This window comes from Micromonospora haikouensis (genome assembly GCF_000876225.1).
GTDB classification, from domain to species: Bacteria; Actinomycetota; Actinomycetes; order Mycobacteriales; family Micromonosporaceae; genus Micromonospora; species Micromonospora haikouensis.
Genome location: NZ_JXSX01000001.1, coordinates 1,381,952 through 1,395,991, shown reverse-complemented (window position 1 = coordinate 1,395,991; position 14,040 = coordinate 1,381,952). Strand labels below are relative to the sequence as shown.

At 72.9% G+C, this 14,040-nt stretch carries 14 protein-coding genes; 7 read left to right on the top strand and 7 right to left on the bottom strand.

Annotation, left to right across the window (positions count from 1 at the left end; translation table 11 throughout):
• Positions 1-345 precede the first annotated feature (345 nt).
• From TK50_RS06310 to TK50_RS06300, 3 genes are all read left to right on the top strand, one after another.
• Positions 346-960: a GtrA family protein gene (locus TK50_RS06310; RefSeq protein WP_377536805.1), complete on the top strand. Its 615-nt coding sequence runs from the start codon at positions 346-348 to the stop codon at positions 958-960.
• A gap of 62 nt (positions 961-1,022) precedes the next feature.
• Positions 1,023-1,778 carry a GtrA family protein gene (locus TK50_RS06305; RefSeq protein ID WP_043961887.1) on the top strand — a complete coding sequence of 252 codons (756 nt, stop codon included), beginning with the start codon at positions 1,023-1,025 and terminating at the stop codon, positions 1,776-1,778.
• A gap of 137 nt (positions 1,779-1,915) precedes the next feature.
• Positions 1,916-2,578 (top strand): MaoC/PaaZ C-terminal domain-containing protein, encoded by a 663-nt coding sequence (locus TK50_RS06300; protein ID WP_199485973.1) that lies wholly within the window; start codon positions 1,916-1,918, stop codon positions 2,576-2,578.
• A 35-nt stretch (positions 2,579-2,613) separates the two neighbouring features.
• Here TK50_RS06300 and TK50_RS06295 read toward each other — a convergent pair whose 3' ends face one another.
• Both TK50_RS06295 and TK50_RS06290 read right to left on the bottom strand, forming a co-directional pair.
• Positions 2,614-3,186 (bottom strand): PH domain-containing protein, encoded by a 573-nt coding sequence (locus TK50_RS06295; RefSeq protein WP_043961886.1) that lies wholly within the window; start codon positions 3,184-3,186, stop codon positions 2,614-2,616.
• A gap of 102 nt (positions 3,187-3,288) precedes the next feature.
• Positions 3,289-4,164, bottom strand: coding sequence for a biotin--[acetyl-CoA-carboxylase] ligase (locus TK50_RS06290; RefSeq protein WP_043961885.1), 876 nt, complete (start codon positions 4,162-4,164; stop codon positions 3,289-3,291).
• 176 nt (positions 4,165-4,340) lie between these two features.
• Here TK50_RS06290 and TK50_RS06285 point away from each other — a divergent pair, with 176 nt between their 5' ends.
• Complete coding sequence (locus TK50_RS06285) at positions 4,341-5,924, top strand: acyl-CoA carboxylase subunit beta (RefSeq protein ID WP_043961884.1); 1,584 nt, start codon at positions 4,341-4,343, stop codon at positions 5,922-5,924.
• 114 nt (positions 5,925-6,038) lie between these two features.
• Here the strand turns inward: TK50_RS06285 and TK50_RS06280 are convergent, their stop codons facing one another.
• The 3 genes from TK50_RS06280 to TK50_RS06270 form a co-directional block, all read right to left on the bottom strand.
• Positions 6,039-6,971: a hypothetical protein gene (locus TK50_RS06280; protein ID WP_043961883.1), complete on the bottom strand. Its 933-nt coding sequence runs from the start codon at positions 6,969-6,971 to the stop codon at positions 6,039-6,041.
• The gene (locus tag TK50_RS06275) at positions 6,964-7,464 is read right to left on the bottom strand and encodes a SigE family RNA polymerase sigma factor (RefSeq protein WP_043961881.1); all 501 of its coding nucleotides are present in this window, start codon (positions 7,462-7,464) and stop codon (positions 6,964-6,966) included. The genes TK50_RS06280 and TK50_RS06275 overlap by 8 nt, the downstream gene beginning before the upstream one ends.
• 146 nt (positions 7,465-7,610) lie before the next feature.
• Positions 7,611-8,354, bottom strand: a complete 744-nt coding sequence (locus TK50_RS06270) for a M50 family metallopeptidase (RefSeq protein ID WP_043961880.1) — start codon at positions 8,352-8,354, stop codon at positions 7,611-7,613.
• Positions 8,355-8,493: 139 nt separating this feature from the next.
• On the opposite strand from TK50_RS06270, the gene TK50_RS06265 reads away from it, so the two are divergent.
• Complete coding sequence (locus TK50_RS06265; RefSeq protein ID WP_043961879.1) at positions 8,494-9,246, top strand: GH25 family lysozyme; 753 nt, start codon at positions 8,494-8,496, stop codon at positions 9,244-9,246.
• Positions 9,247-9,386: 140 nt separating this feature from the next.
• On the opposite strand, the gene TK50_RS06260 is transcribed toward TK50_RS06265, so the two are convergent.
• Both TK50_RS06260 and TK50_RS34765 read right to left on the bottom strand, forming a co-directional pair.
• Positions 9,387-9,614: a hypothetical protein gene (locus tag TK50_RS06260; RefSeq protein ID WP_043961878.1), complete on the bottom strand. Its 228-nt coding sequence runs from the start codon at positions 9,612-9,614 to the stop codon at positions 9,387-9,389.
• 161 nt (positions 9,615-9,775) lie between these two features.
• Positions 9,776-12,157 (bottom strand): serine/threonine protein kinase, encoded by a 2,382-nt coding sequence (locus TK50_RS34765; protein WP_043961877.1) that lies wholly within the window; start codon positions 12,155-12,157, stop codon positions 9,776-9,778.
• Between the two features lie 93 nt (positions 12,158-12,250).
• On the opposite strand from TK50_RS34765, the gene TK50_RS06250 reads away from it, so the two are divergent.
• Positions 12,251-12,463: an acyl-CoA carboxylase subunit epsilon gene (locus tag TK50_RS06250; RefSeq protein WP_043961876.1), complete on the top strand. Its 213-nt coding sequence runs from the start codon at positions 12,251-12,253 to the stop codon at positions 12,461-12,463.
• 110 nt (positions 12,464-12,573) lie between these two features.
• Positions 12,574-13,035 (top strand): hypothetical protein, encoded by a 462-nt coding sequence (locus TK50_RS06245; protein WP_043961875.1) that lies wholly within the window; start codon positions 12,574-12,576, stop codon positions 13,033-13,035.
• The last annotated feature ends 1,005 nt before the right edge of the window (positions 13,036-14,040 follow it).

Here is a 14,040-nt window from a genome sequence, read left to right as displayed (position 1 = left end):
GCCTCAGCGTAAACCGGGCGACGTCGCGAGTCAGTGGGACTGGTTGTGAAGAACTGCACAAGGTGCGGTCACGCTGCGGCATCGCGATCTGATACCCGCTTTCACGCGCAGTTTCACGCAAATTCTTCCGCGACCTTCGCCGAGGTCCGGGCCCTGCGGGAACCGAAGGGCCGCGCGCGACGGGTGGTGCGGATGAGGGTTGCGGTGACATCGGCGAAGTGCCGACGGAATGCGCGAAGCTGTGCGCGGATGCGCATTCCCGAAACGATCCGCGAATAATCACCCGGCCGGTTACGCTCCGCCCGGCCCCGGCCCGCCCGGTCACGCCACCGGCCCGCCCGGTCGCTGCTACCCGCCCGCGCAGCGGGCAACCGGTACGCTCAGCGGGTGGCCGCGACGATGACCGGTGACCAGCCAGGGTCCCCGCCGACCCGACCCGGCATGGTCCGTGCCCTCATCGACCGCTTCGGTCACCTGATCCGCGAGCTGAGCAAGTTCGCCACCGTCGGCAGCGTCGCGTTCGTCGTCGACATCGCGCTGTTCAACTACCTCGCCAACGCCCGGGGCGTCGAGCAGGTCACCGCGAAGACGATCTCCACGGTGATCGCCGCGAGCGTGGCCTTCGTCGGCAACCGGTTCTGGACGTGGCGGCACCGCCAGCGCTCCAACCCCGCGCGCGAGTACGCGCTGTTCTTCTTCTTCAACGGCGTGGGCATGGGCATCGCGGTGGCCTGCCTCGCCATCAGCCGGTACGGCCTGGGCGCCATCTGGCCCGGTGTCTTCCAGACCGCCCTCGCCGACAACATCGCCAGCTTCGTCGTGGGCACCGGGCTCGGCACGCTGTTCCGGTTCTGGTCGTACCGACGGTTCGTCTTCGCCGAAGCGGGAACCCCGAAGGTCGCGGAAGCGGGAACCCGGACGGCCACGGAGGCGGCGACCGACCGGGATCCTCCGGCGTGACCCGCCGCCCATCTCGTCCGGCCGGACCGGCCCGGCCCGCCCACTCGCCTAAGGTGTTGCGCATGCGTCTTGTCCGTCTGCTGCCTGAGCGCTGGCAGAAGTTCATCCACGAGGCGCTCAAATTCGGCGTCGTCGGCGGCATCAACACCGCCATCAATTACGCGGTGTTCAACGCGCTGGCACTCACGGTGTTCCGCGACGGCCAACTCAAGGCGACCGTCGTCGCCACCATCGTGGCGACGATCACGTCGTATCTGATGAACAGGCACTGGACGTACCGGGATCGCCCGAAATCGGCATTGCGTCGCGAGTACGCCCTTTTCTTCCTGTTCAACGCGACCGGCCTCCTCATCGAACTCGGCGTTCTGGCGGCGGCCAAGTACGGCCTCGGCATGACCAGCCTGCTCGCCCTCAACGTGGCGAAGACCGGCGGTGTGCTGCTGGCCACCCTGTTCCGCTTCTGGTCCTACCGGACGTTCGTCTTCCAGCCCGCCCCCGCCGAACCGGCGGCCGACACCTGGCACACCATCCCGCGCGACGAGTGGGACACGATGGCCGAGCTGGACCCGGTGGCCGAGCTGGCCGAGTCCGTCACCGAGCTGGAGGAGTCCGAGCCGAAGCCGGGCCCCGCCGGGCGGCCGGCGGTCGGCCCCGACGAGCCCGCCACCGCGTACGGGGTCCCGACACCCGCCCAGGGCCGGCCCGCGCCGGCCGACGCGGGGCTCGGCAACACGGGGCTCGGCAACGCGCTCGACGGCGAGCTGGCGGCCGAACTCGCCGAGGAGATGCACGCCGGCACCCGCCGACGCCGGCGCTGAGTGAGGTGGCAGAGGTGACGAGGGTGACCGCAGCTCCCGAGCCGACCGCGCCCGCCGGGGCCGCAACCGCTCCCGAGCAGGCCGCAACTCCCGGACCGACCGCACCTCCCGAGGTGACTGCGGCTGCCAAACCGGCCGTGGCTCCCGAGCAGGCCGTGGTTCCCGAGCAGGCCGTGGTTTCCGAGCAGGCCGTGGTTCCCGCACCGGCCGGGGGGAACGGGGCGGTGGCCCCGAACGAGGGGGCGGGCGCGACGGAGACGACGGGAGCGAACGAGGCGACGGGCCCGGCGGGCCCGGCGGAGGTGACCGGACCGGCCCGGTCGGGCACCGGCGCGCCGGCCGAGCTGTTCTTCGAGGACCTGACGCCCGGGCGCACCTTCGACCTCGGCGAGGTGCGCGTCGACGGCGCCGAGATGGTCGCCTTCGCCCGCCGGTTCGACCCGCAGTGGTACCACGTCGACGCCGAGCGCGCCGCCGCGAGCCACCACGGCGGGCTGATCGCCAGCGGCTTCTACACGGTCAGCCTCTTCATGCGCGCGTACGTCGACCACGTGCTGGCCCGGGCCGCGGCGGACGCCTCCCCCGGCCTGGAGGAGCTGCGCTGGCTGGCCCCCGTCCGCGCCGGCGACCGCCTGGCGGCCCGCCTCGACGTGATGGGCGCCCGCCCGTCCACCGCCCGCCCCGGGCTCGGCACCGTCAGCCTCAGCGGCACCATGTTCCGCCTCGGTCCCGACGGCCAGCCGGCACAGGAGGTGCTGCGCACCCGCTTCCGCGGCTGGTTCACCCTCCGTCCCGGCTGACCGCACCCGTCGGGTCGGCGCGCGGGGCAGCCGGATCAGGCCGACGGGTCCCGCAGCGGCTTGCCCTCACGCATGTCCGCGAGGATGTCGCGCATCTCGCCGTCGCCGAGGGAGTGCCGGTCGTGGTGCGCCTCGACCAGCTCGTACAGCTTGGTCTGGACCTTGTCGACGTGCGGGACGTCGGTCAGCACCGACTGGCCCCGCTCCCCGGCCGACTCGATGGTCAGGGTGCCGCAGCCGAGCAGCCGCTCGACGAAACGCTGGCTCATCGCGTGGTCGTTGATCCGGGTGAGCGGGATGTCCCGCCGGTCCCGGGAGAGGACGCCCTGCTGGAGCAGCACCCGTTCGTTGGTGAACAGGTAGTGGGTGCTGCGCCAGACCAGGAACGGCCAAAGCCCGAACCAGAGCACCAGCAGCACCGCCAGCCCCGCGAGGACGTACAGCGCAATGGTCGCGGCGTCACCGTCCGGGAGCAGGATCCAGCCCGCCACCACCGCCGCGACGGCGAGCACCAACACCAGGACCGGACGCACCACGGCCTTCCAGTGCGGGTGCAGGTGCAACACGACGTGCTCGTCCTCGGTGAGCACGTCTTCGGGAAACGCCACGCCGAACCTCCTCGCCAGAAACCGGACGAGCTGACCGTAGCGGGTCGACGCCCCCGCGCGGATCACCCGGTGCGGTGGTTCCCGGACGGGCCGACCTTCCCTTCACCGCAGATGCAGGACGTCGCCCGCCGCCAGGGTGCGCGGGCCGGCCGGCGTGTCGACCAGCAGTCGGCCGTCGGCGTCCACGCCGGTCGCGGTGCCGGTCACCTCCTGCCCGCCGGGCAGCAGCACCCGCACCGACCGGCCGACCGTCGCGCAGGCCGCCACGTACGCCTCGCGCAGCCCGCTGCCCACCGCGTCGCCGCCGGCGCAGCGCCAGCGGTCGTACCAGTCGGCGACGGAGCGCAGCAGGGCGCGCAGCAGCGGGTCCCGGTCGGTGGCGACGGCACCGGCGAGCTGGAGCGAGGTGGCCGGCAGGCCGGTCGGGTTCGCCGGCAGCTCGTCGGCGCGCAGGGTGACGTTGAGGCCGATGCCGAGGACGATCGCCGGGGGCTGCTCCGGTGTCGGGCCGGGCACCGCCTCGGCCAGGATGCCCGCGCACTTGGCGTCGCCGATCAGCAGGTCGTTGGGCCATTTCAGGGCGGCGTCCAGCTCGGCGAGCCGGGCCACCGCCTCGACGAGCGCGACGCCGGCGAGCAGCGGCAGCCAGCCGTACCCGGCGGCGGGGACCGCCTTCCAGCCGCGCTCCGCGACGGCCTCGCCGGGCCGCAGCAGCACGCTGGTCGCGATGCCGGCGCGGGCCGGCGACTGCCAGACCCGGTCGCGGCGCCCTCGGCCGGCGGTCTGCCGCTCGGCGACCACCACGAGGCCCTCCGGCTCGCCGGACCGGGCGGCCTCGGCCACGTCCGCGTTGGTCGATCCGGTCTCGGCGCGCAGCTCCAGCCGGGCCCACGGGCCGTGCGGGGCGGTCAGCGCGCGGCGCAGCCGGGCCGCCGACAGCGGCGGGCGGTCCAGGTCGGTGTACGGCGAGCCGGGCATCCCGCCAGCCTACGGCCCGCCGGTGCGCGGCGGCGCGTGCCGGCCGTTCGGCGACGGGTGCCGGCCGGCTGTTCGGTGGCGGATGGCGGCCGCGGTCGGGTGCGGTGCTGGTCCGGCGCGGTTACTGAGGCGTACTGCACACCGTCGGCCACCTGAACCATCGTTATATTCCGTGGGTGACCAACGAGACCGGGATCAACATCCACAGCACGGCGGGCAAGCTGGCGGACCTGGAGCGACGGGTCGACGAGGCGGTGCACGCCGGGTCGGCGCGCGCGGTCGAAAAGCAGCACGCCCGGGGCAAGAAGACGGCGCGGGAGCGGATCGAGCTGCTGCTCGACGAGGGGTCCTTCGTCGAGCTGGACGAGTTCGCCCGGCACCGGTCCACCAACTTCGGCCTGGAGCGCACCCGCCCGTACGGCGATGGGGTGATCACCGGCTACGGCACGGTCGACGGCCGGCAGGTGTGCGTCTTCGCGCAGGACTTCACGGTCTTCGGCGGCTCCCTCGGCGAGGTGTTCGGCTCCAAGATCGTCAAGGTGATGGACCTCGCCATGAAGATCGGCTGCCCGGTGATCGGCATCAACGACTCCGGCGGGGCCCGCATCCAGGAGGGCGTGGCGTCCCTCGGGCTCTACGGCGAGATCTTCTTCCGCAACGTGCGGGCCAGCGGCGTCATCCCGCAGATCTCCCTGATCATGGGCCCGTGCGCGGGCGGCGCGGTCTACTCCCCGGCGGTCACCGACTTCACCGTGATGGTCGACCAGACCTCGCACATGTTCATCACCGGCCCCGACGTGATCAAGACGGTCACCGGCGAGGACGTGGGCATGGAGGAGCTGGGCGGCGCGCGGACGCACAACGCGCGCAGCGGCAACGCGCACTACCTCGGCGCGGACGAGGACGACGCAATCGACTACGTCAAGGCGCTGCTGTCGTACCTGCCGTCGAACAACCTGGACGAGCCGCCGGTCCTCGACGCCCCTGCGCTCCTCGACATAACGGACGCCGACCGGGAGCTGGACACGCTCATCCCCGACTCGGCCAACCAGCCGTACGACATGCACCGGGTCATCGAGCACGTCCTCGACGACGGCGAGTTCCTGGAGGTCCAGCCGCTGTACGCGCAGAACCTCGTGGTCGGCTTCGGCCGCGTCGAGGGCCGGCCGGTCGGCGTGGTGGCCAACCAGCCGATGCACTTCGCCGGCACCCTCGACATCGCCGCGTCGGAGAAGGCGGCCCGGTTCGTGCGCACCTGCGACGCGTTCAACGTCCCCGTGCTGACCTTCGTGGACGTCCCCGGGTTCCTGCCCGGCACCGGCCAGGAGTGGGACGGCATCATCCGCCGGGGCGCGAAGCTCATCTACGCGTACGCCGAGGCGACCGTCCCGAAGGTCACCGTGATCACCCGCAAGGCGTACGGCGGGGCGTACGACGTGATGGGCTCCAAGCACCTCGGCGCGGACCTGAACTTCGCCTGGCCCACCGCGCAGATCGCGGTCATGGGCGCGCAGGGCGCGGTGAACATCCTGTACCGGCAGGAGCTGGCCGCCGCCGAGGACCCGGCCGCCGTGCGCGCCGAGAAGATCGCCGAGTACGAGGACACCCTCGCCAACCCGTACATCGCCGCCGAGCGCGGGTACGTCGACTCGGTGATCCCGCCGCACGAGACGCGTACCCAGATCGTCCGGGCGCTGCGGGTGCTGCGCACCAAGCGCGAGACGCTCCCGCCGAAGAAGCACGGCAACATCCCGCTCTAGGTGCAAGGAAGGGCCCCCTGTCAACGCATTCTGCAGAGCAGGGGCCCCTTCCTGACGCCCCGGCACCCGCGGGCCGCGCCACCCGCGAGCCAGCTGCGGCGGGGGCGGCGGACGTCAGCAGGCCGGGTTGGCGGCGAGGCACATCCGGCGGGCCGCCGCGCGGCCCAGTTCGAGCAGCTCCGTGTCGCCCGTCCGGCGGTCGGCCGCCGGCAGGTCGAAGCCGAGCCCGCTCGCCGGCACGATCACGGTGACCAGGTCACCGACCCTGACCAGCAGCAGGGTCTCCGTCGACGGCTGCAGATCGAGCGGCTTCCCCGTCGCCACGTCCACGGGAGTCGACGAGGTGCGCTGCAGAACGACGGCCTGGTCGCCGGCGAAGTTGCCCGAGGCGGCCCGCCAGGTGTGCGTCACCGAGACCGTGACAGCCCCACCGACCCACTGCATCGGCCGCGACTCGTGCCAGGTGTCGCACGCCGCCATCGTCGCGGTCAGGTCGACGAACAGCCGGGTGGCGGCCCTCGGGGGAAGGCGGTAGACGTCCTGGGTGAGGACCCAGAGGCCGGCCGGCTGGTCCTGGTCGGGCGCGGCCCTCTGGAGCAGGGTCTGCGACCGGGAGTACCGGGACACGGGCGGCTCCGCCGCCAGCCCCCTTTCCCCGGCGCACGACTGGAGCAGCGGGTCGATCCGTACCGGCTCCTGGAGCCCCGAGTCGCCCAGCCGCACGTTGCTCGGCACGCCCACCTCGGTCGGGTCCAGCAGGGCCTCCTGCGGGATCTCGGCCCGGCCGGCCGGCTCCGCGCCGTTCGAGGAGAGCCGCTGGCCCGCCGGTGGCGCGAGGTGCCCGGCCCGGCCGCCGGCCGCCACGGCGAAGCCCGAGAGCACGGCCAGCACGGCGGTCGCCGCCGCCAACGCCGTACGCCGGCTGCGGCGGCGGGCCCGGGCGCGGATCTCCGCCGGTTCGAGCCAGCGTACGTCCCGCAGGTCCCGCCGCATCCGTTCGGCGAACGTCAGGTCGGTCGGCTGGTCAACGTCGTGGTCGTCAAGCATCGGCGGCCTCCTCCAGGTCAGAGACGGCGAGCAGCCCGGCGAGCGCGGTGCGCCCCCGGGAGAGTCGAGCCTTCACGGTGCCGACCGGGGCGGCGGTCTCCCGCGCCACCTCGGTGACGGGCATGCCGAGCAGGTAGTACAGCGCGAGGGCGGTGCGCTGCTCCTCGGGGAGCTGACGCAGCGCGGCCACCACCGCGACGGTGTCGGTGCTCGGCGCGGGCGTGCTGTCGTCGGCGCCGTGCCGCAGGTACGCCCGCGCGCGGCTGCGCAGGCTGCGCCACCGGCTGACCGCGATGCGGGAGGCGACGACGCGTACCCATGCCTCCGGGTCGTCGTAGCCGGCCACCGTCGACCAGCGTTGCCACGCCCGGATGTACGCCTCCTGCACGGCGTCCTGCGCCTCGGCGAGGTTGCCGGTGAGCGCGTAGACGAAGCCGAGCAGCCGTTGCCGGCTGCCCCGGTAGAACTCGTCGAACCCGTCGACTTGCGGCATTCGTTGTCTCCCCCGCGTCCAATCGCAGGGGACACGCGCGGGACGGGTCGGTCGGTTGCCTGATCGCGCCGCCGGTTCGGGGCGGCACACCTGCCGGTCGGCCCGCCCGTTCCCGGTGGTGCGCCTTCCCGGGCGGGTCGGGGCCGTCAGACGGTCAGGCCGGCGTCGGCGAGGATCGGGCCGGCCAGCAGCGCCGCGCCGACGACCAGGGCCAACAGGTTCACCAGCGCGAACAGCGCGACCCAGAACAGCGGCGGGAACGGGGTGAGCCGGGCCAACTGGTCGGCGTCGGACTCCGGCATCCGGCCCCGGGAGCGCAGCCGCTGGAGCTCGACGACGGGCCGTACGCCGCCGAGGAGCAGGAACCACACCGACGTCCAGGCGAAGGCGGCCTGGACGTCCGGCGAGGCGTACCAGGAGACGGCGAGCACCACCCCGCCGGTGGCCAGCAGCGACACCGCGCCGAAGGCGTTGCGGACCATGACCAGCATCGCCAGCAGCAGCGCCACGGCGATCCAGAGCAGCAGGGTGATTCGGTTGCCGCCGAGCAGCCAGGCGCCGGCGAGGCCGACCAGGGACGGCGCGACGTAGCCGGCGAGCAGGGTGAGGATCATGCCGGGGCCGGTGGGGCGGCCGGCGGAGAGGGTGAGCCCGGAGGTGTCCGAGTGCAGTCGGATGCCGTGCAGCCGGCGGCCGGTGAGCAGGGCGGCGAGGGCGTGTCCGCCCTCGTGGGCGATGGTGACGGCGTTGCGGGCGATCCGCCAGGGCAGCCGGGTGGAGACCACCGCCAGCGCCACCGCGGCGGTGACGACGACGAGCAGCGGTGGCGGGTCGGGCTGCGCGGAGAACAGCTTGTCCCAGAGCGTGCCCAGCTCGTCGATCGCCACCATGGGGCGCGAGCCTACCGGCCCCGGCCGGGGCCGGGTCGTACCGCGTCGAGGGTGAAAGTTTCCTTTGAACATCTTGTGATCTAGGGCAACTAGCTCCAAAGATGGATGTCAATCGAATGGCGTCCCTCTGGAGGAACCCATGATCCGTACCGGATTCACGCTGCGCCGACTGATCGCGGCGGGGATCACCGCCGTAGCGGCAGCGGCCACCGCCCTCGTCGCCACGACGGGCCCGGCGGCCGCCGCCACCACCGCCGGCGTCGATGTCTCCCACTACCAGGGGTCGATCAACTGGACGAGCGTCCGCAACGCGGGCATCGAGTTCGCGTTCATCAAGGCCACCGAGGGCACGAGCTACAAGGACCCGAACTTCAACGCCAACTACGTGAACTCCTACAACGCCGGGGTGATCCGGGGGGCGTACCACTTCGCCCGGCCGAACATCTCCTCCGGCGCCACCCAGGCCAACTACCTGGCCAGCAACGGCGGCGCGTGGTCGGCGGACAGCCGCACCCTGCCGGCCGCGCTGGACGTCGAGGCCAACCCTTACAGCGGCGGCACCTGCTACGGCCTCAGCACGTCCGGGATGCGCAGCTGGATCCAGGACTTCCTGAACACGTACCGGTCCCGCACCGGCCGGTACGCGGTCATCTACACCACCACGAGCTGGTGGAACCAGTGCACCGGCAGCTGGACCGGGCCGTGGGCCAACCACCCGCTGTGGCTCGCCCGCTGGTCGAGCACCCCCGGCACCCTGCCGGCCGGCGCACCGGTCTGGAGCTTCTGGCAGTACACGGCGTCCGGCAGCGTCTCCGGCATCAGCGGCAACGTCGACCGCAACTACTGGAACGGCGACCGCAGCCGGCTCATCGCCCTGGCCAACAACACCTGACCCGCGCCTGATCCGCACGTCTGATCGGCACGTCCGTGGCGGCGGTCGGCGGCAGCGGGATCGACTGCGACCGTACGGTCGACGGTCGGTCCGGCTGCCGCCGGCTCGTCACTGCCCGGCACTCGTCAGCCGGCACTCCCCTACCAGGCCCGGGTGACGGTTCGCGCCGGCAGCGCGTCCTCCCGCACCACCGTGGCCCGTCGCGTCAGGCGCCAGGCGGCCACCCCGGCGACGGTGACCGCCACGACACCGAACATCGCGAACAGCACCGGAAGCCCCACGCTGACCAGCAGCAGCACCACGTCACCGAGCGCGACGAGCATCCACAGTGCCAGCCGGGGCCGCGCGTCCCTGCGTCGGTATCCCATGTCGCACCTCCTTGCGTCGTCCGGGATCAGATACCCCGTTCGACGCAAGGTCATGCGAGCCGCTTTCACGGCGGTGGGAATCGCCTGCTCAGCGGGCCGGGTCGCGGGTCGCGGCAAGCGAACCGGCTCCGGCCGGGCGCTCTGTCCTTCCGGCCGGGCGCTCAGTCGACCCGGTCCGGCTTGAAGCCCTTGGCGATCCGGTCGAAGTCGGCCAGCCGCGCCTGCCAGTCCTTGTTGGCCACCTCCCAGCGGAAGGCGTACCCCCGGTTCTTGGCGGTGACGAAGCCCCGGTTGCGGACGTGGATGCGGGTGTTGTCCCGGGTCTCCAACCACTCCCAGTCCGCGCACGTCTTGTAGTAGTCGCAGCGCTCGATGCTCAGATACTGGTAGCCGTTGACGTAGTTCTTCCGGTTCGGTTCCTGCCGCTTCCAGTCGGCGTAGGCGTCGTCCAGCGGGGTGTTCGTCCACTGCACCAGCAGCTCGCCCACCCCGTCGCGCTCGTCGAACACGATCGTGTTCTGTCCGACGTTGCGCCGCGTCCAGCCCTTCGGCAGAGGCAGCGAGAAGCCCGCCGGGTCCTTGTGCAGGACCCAACCCTCGGGCAGAGCATTCGGGTCGACCGACGGGCTCGCCGACGGCGTCGGGCTGGGCGGTGCGGCGCTGCTGGTGGCCGGCGCGGGCGAGGACGGCGCGGCGGCCGACGGCGTCGCCGAGGACAGGCCCGCCTGCGGGTCGCCGGGCCCCGGGTCGTCGTCGCCGCCCCGGCCGAGCAGCGGCACCGCCACCAGCAGGCCGAGCAGCAGCACCGCGACGAGCGCGCCGACCAGCAGGCTGCGGCGGCTGCGCTCAGGCTTCGTACCCGAAACGACTGCGGCCCGGCCCGTCGACGAGGGTGCCGGGCCGGCGGCCGCCGGCAGCACCGACGTCGGCGTGGCCCGCTCGCGGGCCCGGTCGGCCCACTCGCGCGGCGGCCCGGCCTTCCCGCTCGACGAGCCGGTCTTCTCGCTGGACGGGCCGGCGTCCTCCTGCGGCCGGTCGGCCTGGTCGCGCGACCGGTCGGCCTGATCGCCGGAGGCGTCGGCCTGGTCGCCGGAGGGTTCGGCCCGCTCGACGGACGACGCGGACGACGCGGGCGGCGACACCGGCACGGCGGGGCCCGGGTCGACCCGGGTGTCGTCGACCTGCCCGGCCGGAACGGCGTCGACCTTGTCGACCCCGTCGACCGCGCCCCCGGTGCCCGTGACCTCGCCGGAACCGGCCTCGTCGGCCTCCTCGGCCGGTGGCTCCTCGCCCCCGTCGACCGGTGCCCCCGCGACCCGGTCGGCGCCGGTCGCGGCGACCGGACCGGGGAGCTTCGCCGTGGGGTCGGCCGCCCGTGCGCCGGTGTCCGCGACCTTCGCCGTCGGCGCGGCGTCCGTGCCCGACGCCGGAGGGTCGACCTTCGCGGTCGGCGCGGCGTCCACCCCGGGCGAGGGGACCTTCGCGGTCGGCGTGGCGTCCGTGCTCGGCGGGGAGACCTTCGCGGTCGCGTCGTCGCCGGCCGCCGCCGCCGCGCCGCCGGCGACGAGGCCACCCCCCGGGGTACGCGGCGCGGGCGGCACGGCCGGCCGGCTCGTGCGCGGCTCGGCGGGGCGGGGTGCGGGCACCACCGGCGGTCGCGGCTCGCGCGGCCCGTTGGGCCCCGGCCGGCGTACGCCGTCGAGCAGCGAAATCGTCTTGGAGCGCCGCCCGGCGGCCTTCCGCAGCAGCCGCTCGGCCACCTCGGCGTCGATCCGCTCGGCCGGATCCTTGCGGAGCAGCCCGTTCAGCACCGGCTTCAGCGGGCCGGCGTTCCTCGGCGGCGGCATCGGCTCGGTGGCCAGCGCCGCCAGGGTGGCGATCGCCGACGGCCGGGCGTACGGCGACTTGCCCTCCACCGCCGCGTAGAGCGTCGCGCCCAGCGACCAGAGGTCGGCCTCCGGCCCCGCCGTGCCGTCGCGCGCCCGCTCCGGGGCGATGTACGCCGGGGAACCCAGCACCATGCCGGTGCGCGTCACGTTCGGGTCGCCCGGGATCGTCGCCAGGCCGAAGTCGGTCAGCACCACCCGACCGTCGGTGCCCATCAGCACGTTGCCCGGCTTGACGTCCCGATGCATCACGCCGGCCTTGTGCGCCGCCTTCAGCGCGCCCAGCACCCCCAGGCCGATCTCGACCGCCTTGGCCGGCGTCACCGGCCCGTCCTCGGCGATGGTGTCCTGAAGGGACTTCGACGCCACGTACTCCATGACGATCCACGGATCGCCGTCGGTGCGCAGCACGTCGAAGATGCGGACCACGTTGATGTGGTTGAGCCGCGCGATCGCGCGGGCCTCCCGCAGCGAGCGCTCCCGCATCTCGCGGCGCTCCTCCGGGGTGAGGCTGGGCGGCGGGACCAGTTCCTTGATCGCCACGTCCCGGTGCAGCACCTCGTCGCGCGCCTTCCACACCCGACCCATGCCGCCCTGGCCGAGCGGCGAAATGAGCCGGTACCGGTCGGCGACGAGTTGGGGAAGCGCGTTCGACATCGGTGGAGACGGTACCCGGCGGCGGCCCGCCGCACACCGCCGGCACGCCACTGTGCGACGAAGGTCAAGTTCGCGACGCGTACGCTGGATGGCATGTCTGCCGATGAGCCGCTGTTCCGGGTGACCCGGGGCGTGCCGACCGCCGAGGAACTGGCCGCGCTGGTCGGCGTCATCGTGGCCCGGACCCGCCCCACCGCCGCCCCCGCACCGGCCGCGCCAGGCGCCTGGGCACGCAGCGGCCGCTCCCGCGGCACGGCGCTCGCCGCCGGCCCGGGAGCCTGGCGCGCCTCCGGCCTGCCCCGCTGATCCTCCGGCCGCCGTCCGGCACGCCCCGCCGCCGTCGGGGGCTCCCGGAGGTCGGCGACACCCGTTAGCCTCACTCAGGGAAACGGTGTCGTGACGGGTAGGGAGGGCCGATGATCCCCGAGGAGGACCGCCCAGCGCCCTGGTTGAGCGGCTACGGCAGCATCGAGGCCGACATCCGCCAGATGCGCGAGTTCGCCGACAAGCTCCAGGCGGAGGTCGAGCGAAACTACGCTCCGCACCTGTCGTACATCGCGGACGACATGAAGGCGCAGATCCCCAACCCCGCCGACGCCTTCGTCGAGCTGGTGCAGTTCCTCAAGGCACACAACGAGACCCAGCAGGCCACCGCCACGATGGTCTGGTCCGTCGGTGGGGCCACCGGCCACCTGGCCGCCGCAGCCGGCCGGATCGCCACGCAGTACGCCGACTCCGACGCCTTCTCCGCTGCCCGCGTCTCCGACGTGGAACGGGCCCTCGCCAACCCCGGCGGAGCCGGGCAGGGGCGACCCAGGCCAGCCCTGCCCGATCCGACCGGCCCGGACAGCGGGCCGGGGCGGGCGGTGCTGCCATGATCGAGCGGGGCAGCGGCCGGACGTCCGGCCTCACCGACTGGCGGTTGATGGACCTGCTGAGCATGTGGGCCTGCGTCCAGGACCACGACACCGCCGGGCACTGGAAGCAGGTCGCCGGCTGGCGCAAGGTCTGCGACCTCGCGCAGGCACACCTGGGCCGGCTCAAGGAATACCGGCGCGGCCTCGCCGAGGCGTGGCCCCCGGCGACCAACGCCGCCGCCCGGGCGTACCTCGGCGAACTGGACGACCTGATCGACAAGGTGCAGCGCACCCACGACGCGGCAGCCGCGAACTACGACGCCCTCGCCGCCGCCACCCGAGCGATCAGCAGCGCCCGCGCCGAACTGAAGCCCCTGCACGACGAGTACGTGGAGAAACTCCAGCAGAAGCGGACGTACGAGGCGACCGCCGCCGATCCGAAGGCGGCGATGGGCGCCCGGGTGCCGGACAAGCCGGTGACCGACGCCGACCTGGAGCGACTCAACGTCCAGGCCCGGAACCTGATGTACGGGTTGAGCGGCGAACTACAACAGGCCCAAGTAATGCTCCGCCAACCTCCAACTCCACACCGCCCCGGGAGACAGCCAAACAACCCGGACACTTACGAAAGCACAGGCATTCCTCCAGTTATCCCGCCCGTGTTGCCAGTGTCGATTCCAACAACTAGTAGACCAATACTCCCAAGTGGGCAGCAGACAGGAACCAGTACGGCCTCTGTCCCGAGTGCGCCCCACACTGGCCCCATTCTCGGCGGAATCGGAAATGGACCCGCTACCTCGTCAGCGAACTCCACTTCTCTTGGCGCCACACCACCACTGACATCTAGCCCTCCGGGAGTCAGCGCCACACCTCCGCCAAACTTTCCGCCAGCCATCGGGAACTCAGGACGAGGCGGCATCACCGGATCAACACCTGGCCAACCTCGCCCAACCCCTCCAACACGATCACCTTTCCCAAGCGGCCTAATCGGAGGCACGCCCGGGCTCGGGACCAATCAGCCTTCGA